This is a genomic window from Bacteroides luhongzhouii, from assembly GCF_009193295.2.
GTDB classification, from domain to species: Bacteria; Bacteroidota; Bacteroidia; order Bacteroidales; family Bacteroidaceae; genus Bacteroides; species Bacteroides luhongzhouii.
Genome location: NZ_CP059973.1, coordinates 1,738,381 through 1,757,248, shown reverse-complemented (window position 1 = coordinate 1,757,248; position 18,868 = coordinate 1,738,381). Strand labels below are relative to the sequence as shown.

The following is an 18,868-nucleotide window of genomic DNA, read 5'->3' as shown; positions in this document are numbered from 1 at the left end:
TTGGTCGGTACCCTACAAAAATTATTATTTTAATTCGTTCTGCAAAAAGACTTCCAAATCCTCCTCTCCAATCCCCAAACGCTTTCGAACACGGGACTTCATTGTACGATAAGTGCCATCACTAATACAAAATATAGATAAAATTTCCCCTTTCGTTTTACACATTCGAATAAGCACACATAATACAATATCTCGCGGTGTGAGTTGACAACCTTGCCTTCTCAACCAAGCAAATAAATCAGGATCAATCAGATGGCACCCCTCTACTAATAAAAGATAATCTTTAACAGATAATTGAGCGATAGAGCGATTCTCAATAAGCATACGAAGAAAAGAAACGCCTTTCTGTTCTGTCGGAGGATCATCCATTAATTGTTGTATTTTTTGAGCTTGAAGAATGGTTTGTCGACGTTCGTCAGCCAATTTTTGATACAATGCAATGGAGACTTTAATCGTGCCGGCTACCATTACACCAACGACAACCAATACAGGAATAGTATATCCCGACAATACAGGCGCTATATCCAAATGAATTTCTTTCGGCATGATGATATAAATCTGATCTGCCGTAATCAAAACAAAAGCGGCTATAAACTGCCAGTCTATTACTTCAGAAATACCGATACGTTCTCCTTTTACACGGAATGTCCATAGTAATGCCCCCACAAAGAGTGTCAGCCACATCAATAGATGTATAGAAGATGAAAACGCATCAACATACATTTCAGGGAAAAATGCCTGAAATATATAAGCTGCCAACAGAATCGCGCAACAAAGCAGCCCTCCTGACAGTAATTGCTTAAAAGAATAAATAGACAGTTTCATCATTCTCTTTATCTTGTGTTCTTGAATCACAAATATAAGAAAAAAGTATGTTTATTTACCAATCAACCGCAATATTTTGCCCACAAGAGAAAGCTTTCTGAAAGATTCATTCAACGTTTCCATTTAATCCTGCTATAAGTTCCCTAAGAAATTGTAATTCATTTCGTTCTTTCTGCGCATCATTATTTTCTTGCAACTGTATTTTTTTCCTCCATCTAATTTCTTTATTTCTATCCACAACATACCAATGATACAAAACAGAACTTTTGAGTTGAGATTTATCTTGATCCATACTTAAAATTAGATAGTCAATATTTTCCGGAAGTAAAGTTGAGGTCCGGCTTTCAGAGTTGCTATGATAAATCAGAGCCAATACAACTGTACCGCTATTTTCCTCAAATTCTTTCTGCACCTTTTGTAAGAAAGTTAGCCCAATCTTATTTTTTTCATCATCCTCACCTCCAACATAAACAATCAGGTTCTTACCTTGAAGTTTGCTTATAATACTATCTTGAGATAAGGTAGAATCTCCCTGCTCTAACATATCAACGATTTCTAATTTCTTAAACTTACCATCTTTGACAAAGTCCAAATCATTCCACTGGACAAAACCATACGAAGATACTCCAATACAAATCAATAAATTTACTAATGTCAACACCACCTTTTCCACTTTATTAAGTCGGGTATACCACCAACCTAATAAAACAACTATTATCTGTAAAATTGTATCAGGGAATGAAGGCAATGCAATCATAAAATGTCCCATAAATACCCTAACAATAATATCCGGTACTAAGTCCGCCAGCAACACCAATAACACAATTTTATATGGTTTCACTCTATCACTATATCTGGTAAGGAAATAAACAGTTAGCCCCCAAAAGACTATCCCGCGGATCAATGTTCCCAAATAAAGTGGAGGATTCTCAAAAAGACAAAACATACGCAATGGACCAACAGCAAAAGTTAGTATCAGAGATACTATCAGGATAATTAAATATGCTTTATTTTTCATAAGTCACAAATTACATACAATTTACAATTACCAACAATATCCATCACATGAATCTAAGAAGAATAATCCACATCCAGCCCACTTTGTTTCACAGCCCCAATATCCTTGCACACAATGACTATCCTCTGAACAATCATCTGAAAATATGCCTTCTCCATGACTAGAATTAGAATTGCAATTGCAATTACGACTACTATCTCCCCCATCTTCACTTCGCGTTTTTAATTGACGAGCTATTTTATTCTTACCGCCTTTAATTTCTCCATCTTTACTCAACAATTGATTAGGAGAGAATAATAAATTCTTAATTAATTTAGGAGACCAATTAAAGAGCTCTTCTCCTCCTTTAATCCATTGATAAACCCAAATCTTAAAGTCATCTTTATATTCTTCCGGACAATCTTTAGAAAAAATATTTGAATGTTCTTTTAAAGCGATTAATAATTTCCCTATATGTTTTTGTTCATCTTCACTCCAATCCAGTTTTGAGGCTTCTGTAATTTTGGAGATCCATAAATTCTCTCGTTGTTTTGAAGAAAACGCAATATAAGAAGCTTTTTGATAATCTCGTTCCAAAGATAAGAATTCATTAGATGACATTACGTTAATTGATTGTTTATTCTCCTTGACCCATAAATCTATCTCCGGATTGCAGCTATAAATGGCTTCATCTTGGCTACAAGATACCATCAACATTAAAATTAGGCCTAGCTGTGCTACAACACCAATAAATTTAAACGACAGCATGTGTTCTTTCATAATAATCATAATCTTTTAATATTTCCTTTTATTTTTAATAGCAATACACGTTCTATAGAATTCGATTCAACATAAATATCTTTAGTAAAAACCCCATGTCGATCTTTTGTGTCCAATTCTATACAAACAATAGACTTCTCCCCACTTTTTATCGGTTTCTTAGGCCATTTAGGCTTTACACACCCACATGAAGCGACAATATTATAAATAACTAAAGGAGCATCCCCATTATTTGAGAATATAAAATTGATTTTAACAATGGAATCTTTCGTACAAACAAACTCTCCCAAATCAATTGTCTTCTTTAAAAAGCACAATTTTGCTTGATTTTGTGCTGTAAGGCTAAGGCTAAAAAATACTAGCAATGAAAATAGAAATCCTTTCATATATATTAGATTTTTCAAGTAACGCATTTTTCATAAAGATACGATACATATAAATGCCAAGCAAATGGATGTTACACTCCATCACCGGACATACTATTGATTATCAATAACATACAAACACAAAAGCACCCGTTTTAATGCATAATTGTAACGAATTGATTTTTATTATAAGACAAAAAAGCCCTATATTATCATACGAAATACCTACATCCTTCACCGCTTTCACCTTCTTCCTGAAACCTCTATTCCAAGCAAGAAAGCGGGTGAAAGCGACTATGCAAAAGCCCTTCTATCACGCTTTCACCACTTTCACCGACACACTTCAAATCGTTTCCATTTACCGCCGGAGCACATCACGAGATACCCCGTAATAACCCGCTGCAGCCACATAAATCGGCTGCATACGTTTACCGATATTTCGCAATTTACCTTCTTCTAGTAATCGCCGGAGATGACGATTCGCCGTAGTCCGTGTCATACAGCATACTTCCTGAAAATCGTAGCGAAGCATTACGTCATGATCGGCGAAATATTCCTTCAGCCGCATATCTATCTCCACTGCCGACAAGGATTCCGAATGGCGTGCATACTTGCTTCGGCTGCCCTTAACACCTACCAGTTCTCCCCGCAAACGGGCATCGGGACGAAAACCGATTGTTTTCAACTCCATTTTCGACCATTTGTTCTTAGTGCTGCGAGTCACTTTTTGTGTACTCCGCAAGATTGGAGCAAAATAGCCAAGTCCCTCAATATGCACCTCACGTCCCTCGCGCAGTTCTTCACCACAAATTTGGGCAAGCATCTCAAACGCATTTTTTACATCACCTACGGAAAGCGAACTGCGTCCGTGAATCATCCGGCACAGTTTATCCGTTCCCACCTTACCATTCAAAAAAATGCGGGGATGCAAACCTTTCTCTTCCGAATCGTCGGACTCACCGGGATTCTCATACCAATCGTAAAGTATAGCCATCAGCAGTTAACGTTTTGATAGTGAATACATTTCATGTAAAAACTTTAAGTTTATCATCAAACCACTACCGTGGTTCATTTAAATCACAATCGTTATCCAATTAGATCACTCTTGTCATTTGATTGAACCACGAAAGTGAATCAACAATAACTCTTCGTCAAAGATACGATAAAAAATAGAGAAAAGGATGATAAGAAGCCGACTTCTTCAGGTACGTAGAAATTAATATTTTTTCCGGAGAAATACTTGCAAACCGGTATCATCCTATAGTACATTCGCAGTATCAGCGCTGAACAATAAACCGATTTTAATCACTTAAAAATAGAAAAAATAATGAATGCAATAACTTTGATATGGAGACAGGTATTGAAGGAACTAAACTTGTTTCAGATGAAGGAAAACAAAGAAGATGCAGTTGAGAAAACAGACAAAGAGCTACAGAAAACGCTAAAATGTCATGAAGATAAATATACCGTTCCCCTGCCGGACACAGTACCGCCTACTGAAAGAGAGAAGGAGACAGAACGAAAACAACCGGTCCGATTAACCCAAGAGGTACGTACATTCCTGCAAAAACAGTATGATTTTCGTTACAACCTATTGACGGAAGAAACGGAATATCGTCCTGCCAACAAGCGTGCCGTTCCTTTCGAACCTGTAAGTAAGCGGGAACTGAACACTTTCTGCATGGAAGCACACGACCAGGGCATATCCTGCTGGGATAAAGACTTGAGCCGTTACATTTATTCCACTTGTATTCCTGAATACCATCCTTTCCGGCTTTACATGGAAGAACTGCCCGGCTGGGATGGGACAGACAGACTGGAGGCTTTAGCGCAGCGTGTCTCTGACAATCAGCTCTGGATAAAAAGCTTCCATACCTGGATGCTGGGACTCACCGCCCAATGGTTAGGCATGACGGGAATACATGCCAACAGTGTAGCCCCCATACTTGTCAGCAGCGAGCAGGGACGACAAAAATCCACATTTTGCAAGGCACTGATGCCGCCGGCATTGTCACGTTATTACATAGACAACCTGAAACTGTCTGCACAAGGAAAACCGGAAAGGTTACTTGCCGAAATGGGACTTCTGAACATGGATGAATTTGACAAGTACGGCACACAGCAAATGCCATTATTGAAGAATCTGATGCAAATGGCAAACCTGAATATCTGCAAAGCTTATCAAAAGAATTTCCGCAACTTGCCGCGCATCGCTTCTTTCATCGGTACAAGCAACCGCTTTGACTTGCTCACCGATCCCACCGGTAGCCGGCGATTCATCTGCATTGAAGCAGAACATCTGATCGATTGCGAAGGTATCATGCACGATCAGATCTATGCCCAACTGAAAGCTGAACTGCTTTCCGGCATCCGCTATTGGTTCACCAAAGAAGAGGAACGAGAACTGCAACACCATAACGCTGCTTTTTATCATCCGTGCCCGGCAGAGGAAGTCTTTCATGCCTGCTTCCGGATAGCTAAAGATGATGAAGAGGGAAGCGAACGGCTCTCGGCTTCGGACATATTCAGGAGACTGAAGATGTATAACCCCGCTGCCATGCGTGGAAGTAATCCGGCTACGTTCGCGCAAGTTTTGCTTGCGGCAGGTGTCACCCGCAAACACACCAAATATGGGAATGTGTATCTGGTGAAACCGATGAAAGCGGCATAAAGCTCCAAACAGAGGGAGGGTTCACCCGTAAGAGGTTGGGGAGTAATGGTTTATAATAGGAGTGAAAGAGGTGAAAGAAGTAAAAAGAGAAAGAGGACATTAAGAGGGAAATAAGCTATAAACAGTAAGATTTTGAATAGAAAATCAGGAAAAACTTAATTATCTATTCAAAATCTTATTGTTTCCGGATATTTATCCTACTATCCATTTACTGCCCGGTATAAACGATATGATCTTAGTTGTTACAAAACAACAGACAAATGTAACCACTGCGATACATGGTATAGCGGCAACAGTGGGAAGCGCCAACGTATCTTTGAACACAGTCACCCACAGTCCGAGCCAGAATATGTGCATAAGATACATACCATAGCTAAGTTTTGATGTTTCCGTCACCAACCTGGGAGCTTGCGGACGTTTGATACATGTAAACATAAGGAATGTACCCGTTGTGAGAAGCACACAGTTAATGGTACAGAAAGCCCATCCTATTTCTATTACAGGTGTGGAATGGATTTCGCCGGGTATAGCCTGCACATAGAATGAATAAATAGTCCATACAGCACCGATTACCATTAAAATGGTTCCTATAGTGAAACGTTTGGAACGATTCCAGGTAAGGTGTACGCGAATGTAATGCGCCAGAACAAGATAGCCCAGATAACCGGAGAAGTACCACAACATGTGGTATTCATTCCAGAAACATTGTCCCCACACTTCACCGCACCAACGATTGAGATAAGGCATACAGGTTGACAACACAAACAACCCTATAAAGAAACGCTCTTCTTTAGCCGTGGCTTTTCTCAACCATGGGGATATAATAGGGATAAACAAGTAAAGGCTTATCAGGGGATACATAAACCACAAGTGTCCGGCTAGCGTCGGGAAATTCAGGAATATCCGCGACAAGTCCTTCATAGATGTTTCTCCGTCTATCTGTCCCCACAACATAGGTAGAGTGCTGTACAGTAGCATGAATATAAAAAACGGTGGAAGGATGCGAAGACAGCGCTGGCGATAGAATTGCCACATAGACTGCTCTTCCTTCATCGGTGCAAGCAGAAAGGCAGAGACTATCATGAACAGGGGTACCGCCATACGTGAAAAACCGTCGTATACTGATACCCATAGCCGGTCTGCTTCATTCGCTAGAAAAGACTGCGGTCCTGCCATATCGGTGGATCCGGGAGCACCGTAGAAATTCTCACTGGCATGAACAAGGATGACGAGAAAGCATGCAAACACACGGATGTAATCTAAAAAAACAATACGTTTCATTTATTCTAAGTTTTCTATTTATTAGTTTATTCTTTTGTGTTCGGGAACGCAGAGATTCTCAACCGTGCCGCACCCATAGGGATCAATGTTATTTCTTCTTTATCACCTTTCACCGCATCTTCTTCCGGCAATACGCCACACAGTCCTGTTTCGTCTATCTTCCATTCAGGAACCAAACGACCGGTAGCTTTCACTTCCAAAGGTACACTGGCTACCGTGAAAGGATAGTTGTCGGCCGGCCAGGATTTACGGATTACTTTAAAGTTCTTCAAAGGCTCTTTCTTATCCAGTACCAATGAATAATTCCAAGGGCTATCCGGATAGATTTCAGTAGTAGGCCATTTCTTCGAATCAGCACCTTTCTGCCATTTAGAATCACCGATAGCAGTTTCACGGCTGTCTTTCTCTACATATTTCTCTGCAATCTTGAGAGACAAAGTGAGAGGTCCGTAATCTACACTCACGCTGTTTTTGTTAACCTGCCAGGTACGCATAGACAAAGACATCGGGAGAGTCAATTCCACACGATCACCATTCGCCCACTTGCGATTGATGCAAAGATATTTTCCCGCTACAGGAGCTGCACTTACCTTCTTGCCATTCACTCGAACTTCCGCCTTTCGAGTCCATGAAGGAATGCGAAGATAAAATGGAAAAGCGACCTTTTCATCGGTAGAAATCGTGAAAGTGATGCCTTCTTCAAAGGGATAATTCGTCTCTTCACGGAGAGTGATTTTCTTGCCGTCACCCACTTTCACTGTAGCTTTGCAAGCTGCATAAATAGCTGTTGCCACTCCGTTGTCAGGAGTTGCCAATACCAGATGTTCGGCGAAGTAAGGCCAGCCTTGTGCATGATTGTGTTGGCAGCAACGACTGCTGAAAGGATTCATTGAAAGGAACGGACCACGATTGTCAATACCCGGATGATGGTTCTTCGAATCACTGATAGCATGATTCGGGCAAGTGATATAACGCAATGCTTTAAAGTCCGGCATCACGGCAGCCGGATAAGAGTTGAATGCCACTTCTTCACAGTGTTCCGCCCACATGGGGTCTCCTGTCATGCAAAGCATGATTTCGTCGGAAGCCATTTGTTCTACCAAGCCGCAAGTTTCCACTCCCTGACGGGGATCAATATATCCTAAACGGGCATTTTCGTCCGCACCGAACATACCTCCGGGAACCTGACCAAAAGTACGTCGAATCAGATGATGGACATTATAAGAGGCTTTCAGCATCGCTGAATCTCCGGTCTGCATATAATAAGTAGCAGGCTCACGGAAACATTGAGCGATATTTACATTGTGCCAGTTAGGTAAGGAGGTGGATTTCGTCCAGTCGGCAGTATTACGGTGAATCTTCTCGGCTAACTCGAGCAGGAAAGCATCTCCGGTATGATTATAAAGCCAGTAGATACTGATGATATTGTCACCGCCACGGCTTTTTTCCCAATAATCTTCCAGAAGCTGGTCGTCGGGAACGGTCATCTGCCACTTGAAGTAATTCGTCATCAGGTCTATGACACGCTGATCTTGAGAGTACTCATAATAAGATTGCAGACACCAGAGCATAATCATCTGTGCCCAAAGTTCGCGTTTGCCGTTACGTTCATTGACCGGACCGAAATAGCCATCCAGCTGGCGACTGGCAAATACACCTTCAATCCAATATTTGGTTTCTTCAATCATCTTCGGGTCATTCAGGATATATGCCAGATTGCCATACCCCTTGAGCCAGTAAGGAACTTCCTCCCAACCGTGGTCTCCGCCAGTCGTCAACCAGGCATTATTATCCTTTTCCAACCAAGCACTGATTTCTCCCAAATGTCCGGTCAGACCATCACGCTGCAATTCCAAATATTTCTTTACCCAACCTTCGGGCTGGATACTACCTACCGGTAACTTTATAAAATTCAACGGTCGAAGCGGAGCACGATACCCGATATAATTGATATTGACTGACTGTATGTCCGGTCGGTCCACCACTGTCACCGTACCACTAGAAGAAGCAGACGCACAAGCTGTAACTGCCACTCCAAGCACTATCGATGCAAAAAGTTCTTTAGTTTTATTTTTCTTCATTTCGTCTATTCTACTGATTCCGGAAATCATCCTAATTTTCCTATGAGCCCTATCGAACACCAACAAATTACATTCGAAGCAAAGAACGGATAATCTCTGATCAGACAACCCGTTCTTCAATGGCATGAACTGCCTTTATAACCTATTTATCAACAGAGAATTTGAAGATACATTGGCTTGTATACTTTTCGCCCGGGCGAAGTACAGCCGACGGCCATTCAGGTTTGTTCGGAGTATCCGGATATTTCTGCGTTTCGAGACATACGGAAGCGCGTTGGTTGTAAGTAATGCCTTTCTTTCCGGTCAGTGAACCATCGAGGAAGTTACCTGCATATACTTGAATACCCGGTTCGTTAGTATAAACGTCGAGTACGATACCAGTCTTCGGTGATTTCAAAGAAGCGCATTTACGGGTTACGTCGCCTTTCGTGTTCAATACCCAGTTGTGATCGTAGCCATTGCCGTTTTTCAGCTGTACGAAATCATAATCGTTGATACGTTCGCCTACCGGAGTCGGGGTACGGAAATCCATCGGAGTTCCTTCTACCGGAACAATCTCGCCAGTTGTCATGAAAGTACTGTCCACCGGAGTATAATAGTCCGCATCCACCATCAGCAAATGACCGGAATTGTTGCCGGCATCGCCTTCAAGGTTAAAATAGGAATGGTTGGTCATATTTACAATCGTCGGTTTGTCTGTTTCCGCTTCGTATTGAATATCAATGGCATTATCGTCCGTCAGTTTCATCAACACCTTGCAAGTGATGTTTCCCGGAAAACCTTCTTCACCGTCTTCTGCACGGTAAGTCAACTGCAATTCCTGCGGGTTCAACAATTCTGCATCAAACACCTGGTATTGGAATCCTTGCGGTCCGCCGTGCAGACAATGACCGTAGTTATTGCGGGGAAGCTGATATTCTACATCATCCAATGTGAACTTGCCCTGGTTGATACGATTGGCATAACGTCCGATAGTAGCACCGAAGTCCGAAGGTTTGCTGATATAGTCCTGAATAGAATCGAAACCGAGAACAACGTCACGCATCTGTCCGTCTTTATCGGGAACCATCACTGAAACAATACGTCCACCGAAGTTCGTGATACAAACTTCCATGTTGTTCTTGTTACGCAGAGTGAACAAATCAGTCTTCTTTCCATCTACTTCTGTCTGGAATTTACTCTGCAATAAACCGGAATCTGTAACCTTTTCAGCTTTCGGAGTACAAGCTGCCATTAAAAGGGCGGCAACTGCCCATACACATAACTTTTTCATGATACAATTGTTTTTTTTAATATTAGTTTTCAGCTATTCATATTTAGATGCAGACGACGCGGATAACACGTTTTTTCTAATCTTGCATCAGAAAAAGAACCGCATCATCCGCGTTATCAGCGTTCAATTTACTATGTCAGCATATTACTGTATACTATTCAATAAATCTACCTTTCCTTCATTAACCAGCTTCAAAATCAACTCACCGAAAAGAGTATTCTGCCAGGCGAACCATGCACGGGTAAATTTCTTCGGATTATCCTTGTGGAAAGATTCGTGCATAAAGCCGGTGTCGGCATCTGTGTCCATCAACATCTTAATGCAAGTCTTGATTTCGGCATCATTCTGACTTGTGAAAGCCTTCATCATAATACTCATCGGCCACACCATGTCATAACCGATATGCGGTCCGCCGATTCCTTCACCTGCCTTGCCTTTAAAGAAATAAGGATTGTCCTCACTCCACACAAAACGGCGGGTATTCTGATAAATCGGATCGTTCACATTCACATCACCCAGATAAGGCATCGCAAGCAAACTCGGCACATTGGCGTCGTCCATCAGATGATGATTTCCAAAACCATCCACCTCGAACGCATAGATTTTACCATATTTAGGATGATTATACACCGCATATTTCTTTAAAGCTGTTTCCACCTCCTGCGCCAGGTCTTTACATTCTTTAGACAAGGCTGTCTTCTTGTTTACCTTCTCCAGGATCTCGGCAGCCTTACGCAAGGAAGATACGGCAAAGAAATTGGAGGGAACCAGGAATTGAAGTGTAGTAGCGTCGTCCGAAGGACGGAAACTGGAAACAATCAAACCGACAGGTTTCACCGGTGCTCCCAGACCGTCATTGCTCACAGTATCCAGTGCACGTTCCGTCTTACGTTGGAATTTATAAGGACCTACTCCGTCTTTGCGTTGTTGTTCTTTGAATGTTTTCAGGACATTAGTGATTGCCTGAATCCACTCTTCATTGAATATGCTCGCATCTCCGGTAGTCTTCCAGTAATGATAGGCCAAGCGCAACGGATAGCATAAGGAGTCAATTTCCCATTTACGTTCGTGCAACTCCGGTTTCATGTCCGTAAGGTCGCTCATCCAATGACCGTCAGGAATAGCACCGTCATTAAAAGCGTTCGCATACGGATCGATATTGATACATTTGAACTGACGGAGAATAACTCCTGCCAGCATTTCTTTCAGTTCGGGGTCCGAATTAGCTAATTGCACGTAAGGCCATACCTGCGCACCGGAATCACGCAACCACATGGCATGAATATCGCCCGTATATACGAACGTATCCGGTTTGCCATCGCTTCCTTTACGGAAATGTACGGTTGTATCCAGTGTATTCGGGAAACAGTTGGTAAACATCCATGCCAACTTCGCATTCTTTAAAAGTTTCTGTACACGGAGAATCTCCTTCTCTACCGCATTGGAACGGAACAGACGATTGGATATTTCCGGGCGGTTATCTTTCTGAATGGCATCCGCCAGACATACATGCATTTCCGGCATACGGTTGGAGGCTTGCAGCTCCCCACCACAGAGAAGCATACCTGCCAACATACCTGCGCTGATATATTTGATTTGTTTCTTCATGATTACTTCTTCTTTTTTAGTTCGTTAGAGAAAGAATAAGGGAAATCGGACTCTTTGGTACCACGTTGCTGATTGGGGGTTGCGTCCATTTTGAAAGAAATGGTGGCGCCATTCAACAAATCCTGATGAGTCAGGTAGTTTTTGGTGTATTCTTTGCCATTCAACGTCATTGACGAAATGTAACGCTTGTCGTCTCCGTTATTCGGAGCAGAGATAGACACCGTCTTTCCGTTTTCCAGATGCAGCTTCATCTCCTTGAAGTAAGGAGTACCCAAAACATATTCATCCGTACCCGGACATACCGGATAGAATCCCATGGCAGAGAATACATACCAGGCGGAAGTCTGACCGTTATCCTCATCACCGCAGTAACCGTCGGGAGCAGGAGTATAAAGTTTGTCCATCACTTCACGAATCCAATGTTGCGCTTTCCAGGGTTCCCCGGAATAGTTGTACATATAGAGCATGTGCTGAATCGGTTGATTACCATGTGCATAGTTACCCATATTCATTATCTGCATCTCACGGATTTCATGAATAACGGCTCTGTAATAGCTTTCATCGAAAATCGGAGGCAGAATAAATACAGAGTCCATCATCTGGTTGAATCCGGCTTTACCTCCCATCAGGTCGATCAGACCTTGAGGATCATGGAATACCGACCAGGTGTAATGCCAGCTGTTACCTTCCGTAAAGGCATCCCCCCACTTCAACGGATTGAACGGAGACTGGAACGTACCGTCTTCATTCTTACCGCGCATCAACTTGTGTTCGGGATCATAAAGATTCTTATAGTTCATCGCTCTCTTTGCGAAGACCTTGATCTCTTTTTTCGGCTTCTTCAAGGCTTTGCCCAGTTGATAGATACACCAGTCATCATAAGCATATTCCAATGTACGGGCTGCATTTTCGTTAATACCTACGTTATAAGGCACATATCCCAGTTTATTGTAATATTCATATCCCAGACGTCCGGTAGAACGAACATTCGGATGCACTGCATTCGCTCCATGTTTCACGGCCTCCCACAGCGTCTCGATATCATATCCTTTCAATCCTTTCAAATAAGCATCGGCAACGATGGAAGCGGAGTTGTTTCCAACCATACAACCTCTATGGCCGGGGCTCGCCCATTCCGGAAGGAAGCCGCTTTCCTTATAAGTGTTCACCAGTCCTTCCTGCATCTTCGTATTCATGGATGGATACATCAGGTTAAGAAATGGAAAAAGACAACGGAACGTATCCCAGAAACCGGTATCGGTAAACATATATCCCGGAAGTACTTCGCCGTTATAAGGGCTATAATGCATCACGTCTCCTTTTGCATCTATCTCGTAGAAACTTCTGGGAAATAATACCGAACGATACAGACAAGAGTAGAAGGTACGCAAATGATCGATATCATCATCTTTCACTTCAATACGTCCCAGAACATCGTTCCATACCTTGCGGCCTTTTGCTGCAATCTGTTCAACATTGTCCGTACCCAGTTCTTTCAGGTTCAGCTCCGCCTGTTCGGGACTGATAAAAGAAGAAGCCACACGCACATTTACCTGTTCGCCCTTGCGGGTTTTGAAACCGATCAGTGCGCCGGCATGATTGTCTGTCGCTTCCAGTTTGTTGGTGTCAATCACACCGCCGGCTACGGCAGCCGTATAAGTAAACGGTTTGTCGAATACCAGTACAAAGTAGTTTTTAAAGTTGGCAGGAACACCACCGCTGTTTTTTGTGGTATAGCCGATAATCTTGTTCTCCGAAGGGATTACTTTCACAAACGAGCCTTTATCGAAGGCGTCTACCACTACGTAAGAGTGGTCGTTTTCGGGGAAAGTGAAACGGAAAGCAGCCGCTCTCTCTGTCGGAGCGATTTCGGTCACTACATCATGATCGGCAAGATATACTTTATAATAATAAGGAGTAGCCGTTTCAGCTTTGTGAGAGAACCAACTGGCACGCTCATCCTGATTAAATACTGCCTTACCGGTTACCGGCATAATGGCAAATTGACCGTAATCATTGATCCAGGGACTTGGTTGATGGGTTTGTTTGAATCCTCTGATCTTGTCAGCGTCATACGTATACGCCCATCCATCGCCCATTTTACCAGTCTGCGGAACCCAAAAGTTCATTCCCCAGGGTAGCGCAATGGCGGGGTAAGTATTTCCGGTAGATAATGCGTGCTTTGACTGCGTACCAACCAGTGGACTAACATAGTCCACCGGTCCGGTAATTGTTTTTGCAGTCATACTCCACGCACTAAGTAACGTAAAAGCGAATAGAGCTAGTTTCTTCATGGTGTGTGTTATTTAATCAATTTTCCTTCAAGCATCTTAATATAATATCCACCTACAACGGAACGTGCCTGGAAGCCTCTCTGATTCGGTTCATCTGTAAACACCCAGTCGGACATCGGAACACGGTTAGGTGTAACGTTCATAAACAGATATACGGGTTCGATAAATTTCTCAAAGGTAGCCTTGTCATTTGCCAATGTAGCTGTCCACATGATCCAGTCGGTCTTTGTGTATGTTTCACGGTTATCCAACGGAAGACCATATTTATTTTGCTTCGAAAGATAGTAAGCTATTTCCGTTTCTGCAACATTTTTAGGGAAGATTTGCAGATTCAACAGTTTATCCCATACCAAGTTATACTTCTGGCTCCATGTTCCCGGCTTATCAAATGTCAGACGATAGTGGTCACCATCATCAGCCATTTTCACCCATTCGGCAGCCATTTCTTTCGCTTTCTGTGTGTACTTTTCAGCCACGTCTTTTTTGCCCAGCATATCTGCCAGATAACCGTAGGAAGCAACCCCCATGATCGCTTTGATAGAAAGGTTTGCATTGTGTGCAAAGTGACCTGCAAAGTCATCGGTACAAAGTTGGTTGGCCGGATCAAGTCCGTTCTCTACCAGATAGTCTGTCCATGTGGTCAAAGTTTCCCAATGTTTCTGTGCGTAATCTGCATTACCTTCTACCTTTGCAATGGCAGCAGCCAGCACTACCATATTACCCGATTCTTCTACCGGCATATCACCGCCATAGGTCTGACCGTTAGCCAATGGATAAGTACCGACATCATGTGCAGCAAATGGTTTCGCCCATTTTCCGCTTTCGCTATAATAGAAGATATGGTTCATAGTAGCCTTCACCAATTCCGGATTATAGTATAAAAGCAACGGAGCTCCCGGATAAGTCAGGTCGACTGTTCCGATGGAACCATTACTGAAGTTCTCCTTAGAAAGGAATACCAAGTCACCGTTCGGAGCCTGTACCAGTTTATGAGCTGCCAATGCCTGGCGATAAGCCAATGCACAAAGTTCAGCATATTTACGTCCACCGGCAGCTGTAGCTTCTTCCATCAGTTTCTTATCAAAAGCAGCGCTATTCTTCATTTGCGTCTTGTATTCTTTCTCCGCTTTCTGGAATTGGGAAACAATCGTTTCATTGCCCTCACGGTTCCAGTAGGGACGCAGGTTATCACCAAAGTATTGGATAGAATAAATATCATCATATCCGATCAACAGATGACCATCAGCTTTTTGTGTTTCGCCCAATGAACGTACCAAAGCTAGTTTATCATAACCATTTGTGGTAGGAGCTTCCAGTTTATTGGCTACAAAGTTCTTCCGCAGCTCTCTGCCGTCACCGATTGCATAAGTGCTGTTTTCCTTTTCTGCCGCGAGATAGAAATGTCCCCAGTCGATACGAACATCATCACCCTTTTTCTTCAGAATATCCTGATTACGGCTTCCGGTACGAAGGAATAACAAATCGCCGTCAGTAAAGCTGTCAGCAACAGATTCCTGGTGAGGTTGGTCGATTGCCCATTGTGGAGATGCTTCGAAATACAACTCAACCTGATGTTTCTGACCGTCATTGGAGGCTACTTCATAAGAAATGTAGTTGACCGGACGTGACAACAAGTCCAGATTATCCATGAACATAGGAGCGGTAAATGTCAGTTTCAAATCTACCGGACCGCAAGTAAATGTATAATAAGTCTGCATGGGTTGTACATCTACAGAAGTTTGTTGCGCTGTTTGATGGAAAGAACGGTAACCGTCCAGTTCTACCAACAAGCCGAAATCCAGCAATCCGTTTCCTACCCGGTTACGACAATAGCCGGCAATCAGATTTTCACCCGGTTTCAAAGAAGCGACCACTTCTTCAGACAGTTTCACCCGCTCGTTCTTTTTACAAGCATTACCTGTATCTACTACTTTGATGCCGTTGATATAAATGATAGCGTCATCGTCATGAGAGAATTCAAGATATACATTCTTCCCTGTCAAATCCTCCTGAATATCAGCCACCCGGCGTACCCAGATAAATTCTTCACCCCATTGGGTCTTGGCAGTATGTTCATTTTCCATGGTTCCGAAGGCAGCTTCGCCTTCTTTCCAGGCTTTATCATTAAATCCGGCATTCTGCCATCCGTCAGCAGGCTGTTGAGTGGTATACTTTCCCGTCCAGCTACCTTGTTCGGATGTCTTCACCAAAGGTCTTAGCTCCAGCTCTTCCGTTCCCATGAAACGGTAGGTTTGTCCGTCTACTTTCGCAACGCCAAGCAAAGGAAAGTCCTTGCCTGTCCAATGTTTCACAGGGCTGTCATACAGATTGTCCGTAGTGGACCATGCACTGGTATAAGGATCGATCGTCACCAGCGGATATGCCGGAGCACGTAATTCATTCTTCTCGTGCTGTTCTATCTGGGTCTCACAGCTACAAAGTACAGAAGCTGTTCCCAGCAACAGCATCATCAGTTGTTGTTTCATAATTTAATTCACCTATTTATTTAATCTATTTACCATTCTATCGATACATTCACTCCGGCAGGGTCATTCTCAAAACGCAATAAAAGAGTTTTGGAAGATTCATCCCATTCAGACTGTTCTGCCTTTCCGTTTACCAAGACCTTTCCAGGTTTACGTGGCAAAAGGACTCTTGATACATTCGTCGTATGTAACGGACTTTTAGCTACGAACGAGTAGCTTTGCTTCCCTACTTTTTCATCATAAATGCGGGAGGCTCCACAAAGTACCTTTGCTTTAACTTTACCCGATACTTTATTCAAGTCGTACAAATACCCCTGTTCACCGGGATTAATCTGCTTGACAGTCAATACCGGCAGGTCTTTGTCGAACAAATCGATATACAATCCCGACAGTTTCAAAGGCTCTTTAGAAGAACTCTCATCCATTACTGCCGCAATCGTATAAGGACCACGTTCCACCATAAAATTGTTTTTGATTTCTATCTTCTTACCTGTTTTACTCTGATAAGAGGATGCAATCGTTTCAAAGTATTTCCGGTCGTTCCCGCCCTTTAATACAAAATGTTTCGGATCTTCGCGCATGACAATCACGGTGCCTTTCCCAAATCGATAGGTTCCATCACTGGGAGTGCGGGACAAGCCCATCGCCTCAAACAGATGTTCCGAAGGGGCTTTGTATGCGTTTCCTTCCGTATTCCACCATTCTAAAACTGTTTGATAAGGATCGACATCTTCTCCACAGTACACCAACGTACCTCCCTTTTTAACCCAGTCTGTCAGATAGTTATGATATTCCGATTTCATCGGTTTCATATTCGAATAAGACATTACGAGCACTTGAAGTCCGTTGAAAGTATCTTTAAACGGAGTATTCTCCATGTGTACCAGTTCCACCGGAATTCCCCTTTTCAATAAAGGCAAGGTTTGTCCATAGAAACTGGAGAATTGTGGATCGTCATATCCGTTATGATCCGGGAAACGCTGGAACATCAGCGAATTTGCCATCAATACACCAATGCCGTGCGTACCGCTGATTTGTTTGTCAGAAGTGCGAATGTCATTCAAAGTGTTAATCATCACCTGCATTTGCGTAGAATACGAACGGGGAATACGTTCTTTCTGATCCGTTCCTGCTATCCGGTATAATCCCTGATAAATACGATCCGGCCATGGCATCACTTCATAAGTATCCACCATCGGATACATTAACTGTGCGGCAAAAGTGGCCTGATAATTGATCTTATAATCCAACCAGTCTTTAGCACGGTCTTCAATCGGGTCGGTCAGGAAATACATTCTACGATTTAAAGGGGCAGTCATGGATTTCATGCATCCGTATTCGAGAAAAGCATTCTCAAATACACGCTCCTTCTTTACACCGTTATAGAAGTTCGGTTCACGGGCAGTACCTGTCCACACCTGTGCGATATAACCATCTACACAATCCAATGAAGCCAGACTGGCTTCCGGACTTACAATCTGCCAGGAAGTATAGTTAATCAAAGAGTGAGTAGGCACGTAGCATTTCACATCCAATCCTTTCGATCTACCATATTCTTTCGCATAAGTGAATATCTTATCCAATGCATTATAGTAGAGATGATATTTCAATTTATTGGAGAGATAGGTATTCTCGGGAGATTCATGTTGAGGTCTCCAGGGAAAATTATAATATTTCTGCCATTCGGACTTGAAAGCCTCGCTGTATCCGCCACGCATCCAGAACTCCGGTTCTTCCAGATAGATGGAAGTAATGCCGGCATCAATCACCCGCTTTATCTGCGTTTCCTGCATATAACGGATAAAACTTTCGGTAGGCACAATGTAGGGAATCAAGTGTCCGTGGGCTATCTCGTTTCCGTTACGATCCCGCTGGCCCTCTTTCAGGTGACCGTCTATTCCATCCCATTTGCCGAGAAAATAGTCTTTATAGTCTCCCCATGCCACTCCGGTCATAAATTGTGTCTGATACCCCTTGTCTCTCCACGACTGAACACGCTGTTCAAAAGAAACACCCTTTTTATCCAGCGTGCCATACACCATCGTGGCATCAGCACGCACATCTGTTTCGGGTTTCCAGGGTTCGGCAGTTTGAAAAGTCGTTTTTGCTTCCTTGTCTTTGGCCGTTTGAGTTTGAGCAAAAGAAGCATAATTGCCGGTTAATAACAGGCTGAATATAATCAGTAGTTGTTTATTATTCATTTTTAC

Annotated in this window: 13 protein-coding genes; 1 reads left to right on the top strand and 12 read right to left on the bottom strand. The window is 42.8% G+C overall.

What is annotated here, in order from left to right:
• Positions 1-24: 24 nt before the first annotated feature.
• From GD631_RS06405 to GD631_RS06385, 5 genes are all read right to left on the bottom strand, one after another.
• A complete protein-coding gene (locus tag GD631_RS06405; RefSeq protein ID WP_223225799.1) occupies positions 25-828 on the bottom strand; it encodes a hypothetical protein in 804 nt (267 codons plus the stop codon).
• A gap of 103 nt (positions 829-931) precedes the next feature.
• Complete coding sequence (locus GD631_RS06400) at positions 932-1,843, bottom strand: hypothetical protein (protein WP_143256863.1); 912 nt, start codon at positions 1,841-1,843, stop codon at positions 932-934.
• A 27-nt stretch (positions 1,844-1,870) separates the two neighbouring features.
• A complete protein-coding gene (locus tag GD631_RS06395) occupies positions 1,871-2,602 on the bottom strand; it encodes a bacteriocin fulvocin C-related protein (RefSeq protein WP_185911587.1) in 732 nt (243 codons plus the stop codon).
• A 5-nt stretch (positions 2,603-2,607) separates the two neighbouring features.
• Positions 2,608-2,988 (bottom strand): DUF1573 domain-containing protein, encoded by a 381-nt coding sequence (locus GD631_RS06390; protein WP_185911586.1) that lies wholly within the window; start codon positions 2,986-2,988, stop codon positions 2,608-2,610.
• A 337-nt stretch (positions 2,989-3,325) separates the two neighbouring features.
• Entirely contained in the window at positions 3,326-3,961 is a 636-nt protein-coding gene (locus tag GD631_RS06385) for an HU family DNA-binding protein (RefSeq protein WP_143256861.1), read from the bottom strand.
• 333 nt (positions 3,962-4,294) lie between these two features.
• Here GD631_RS06385 and GD631_RS06380 point away from each other — a divergent pair, with 333 nt between their 5' ends.
• On the top strand, positions 4,295-5,638 hold the full coding sequence (locus tag GD631_RS06380) for a VapE domain-containing protein (protein WP_143256860.1): 1,344 nt from the start codon (positions 4,295-4,297) through the stop codon (positions 5,636-5,638).
• A gap of 192 nt (positions 5,639-5,830) precedes the next feature.
• On the opposite strand, the gene GD631_RS06375 is transcribed toward GD631_RS06380, so the two are convergent.
• The 7 genes from GD631_RS06375 to GD631_RS06345 all read right to left on the bottom strand — a co-directional run bounded on the left by GD631_RS06375 (position 5,831) and on the right by GD631_RS06345 (position 18,862).
• Positions 5,831-6,919: an acyltransferase gene (locus GD631_RS06375; protein ID WP_143256859.1), complete on the bottom strand. Its 1,089-nt coding sequence runs from the start codon at positions 6,917-6,919 to the stop codon at positions 5,831-5,833.
• A gap of 26 nt (positions 6,920-6,945) precedes the next feature.
• A complete protein-coding gene (locus GD631_RS06370) occupies positions 6,946-9,000 on the bottom strand; it encodes a beta-L-arabinofuranosidase domain-containing protein (RefSeq protein ID WP_143256858.1) in 2,055 nt (684 codons plus the stop codon).
• Positions 9,001-9,142: 142 nt separating this feature from the next.
• A complete protein-coding gene (locus GD631_RS06365; protein WP_143256857.1) occupies positions 9,143-10,273 on the bottom strand; it encodes an aldose epimerase family protein in 1,131 nt (376 codons plus the stop codon).
• A 144-nt stretch (positions 10,274-10,417) separates the two neighbouring features.
• A complete protein-coding gene (locus GD631_RS06360) occupies positions 10,418-11,836 on the bottom strand; it encodes a glycoside hydrolase family 125 protein (RefSeq protein ID WP_223225813.1) in 1,419 nt (472 codons plus the stop codon).
• A gap of 47 nt (positions 11,837-11,883) precedes the next feature.
• On the bottom strand, positions 11,884-14,175 hold the full coding sequence (locus tag GD631_RS06355) for a GH92 family glycosyl hydrolase (RefSeq protein ID WP_143256855.1): 2,292 nt from the start codon (positions 14,173-14,175) through the stop codon (positions 11,884-11,886).
• An 8-nt stretch (positions 14,176-14,183) separates the two neighbouring features.
• Positions 14,184-16,661 carry a glutaminase domain-containing protein gene (locus GD631_RS06350; protein ID WP_143256854.1) on the bottom strand — a complete coding sequence of 826 codons (2,478 nt, stop codon included), beginning with the start codon at positions 16,659-16,661 and terminating at the stop codon, positions 14,184-14,186.
• 29 nt (positions 16,662-16,690) lie between these two features.
• Complete coding sequence (locus GD631_RS06345; RefSeq protein ID WP_143256853.1) at positions 16,691-18,862, bottom strand: hypothetical protein; 2,172 nt, start codon at positions 18,860-18,862, stop codon at positions 16,691-16,693.
• Positions 18,863-18,868 lie beyond the last annotated feature (6 nt).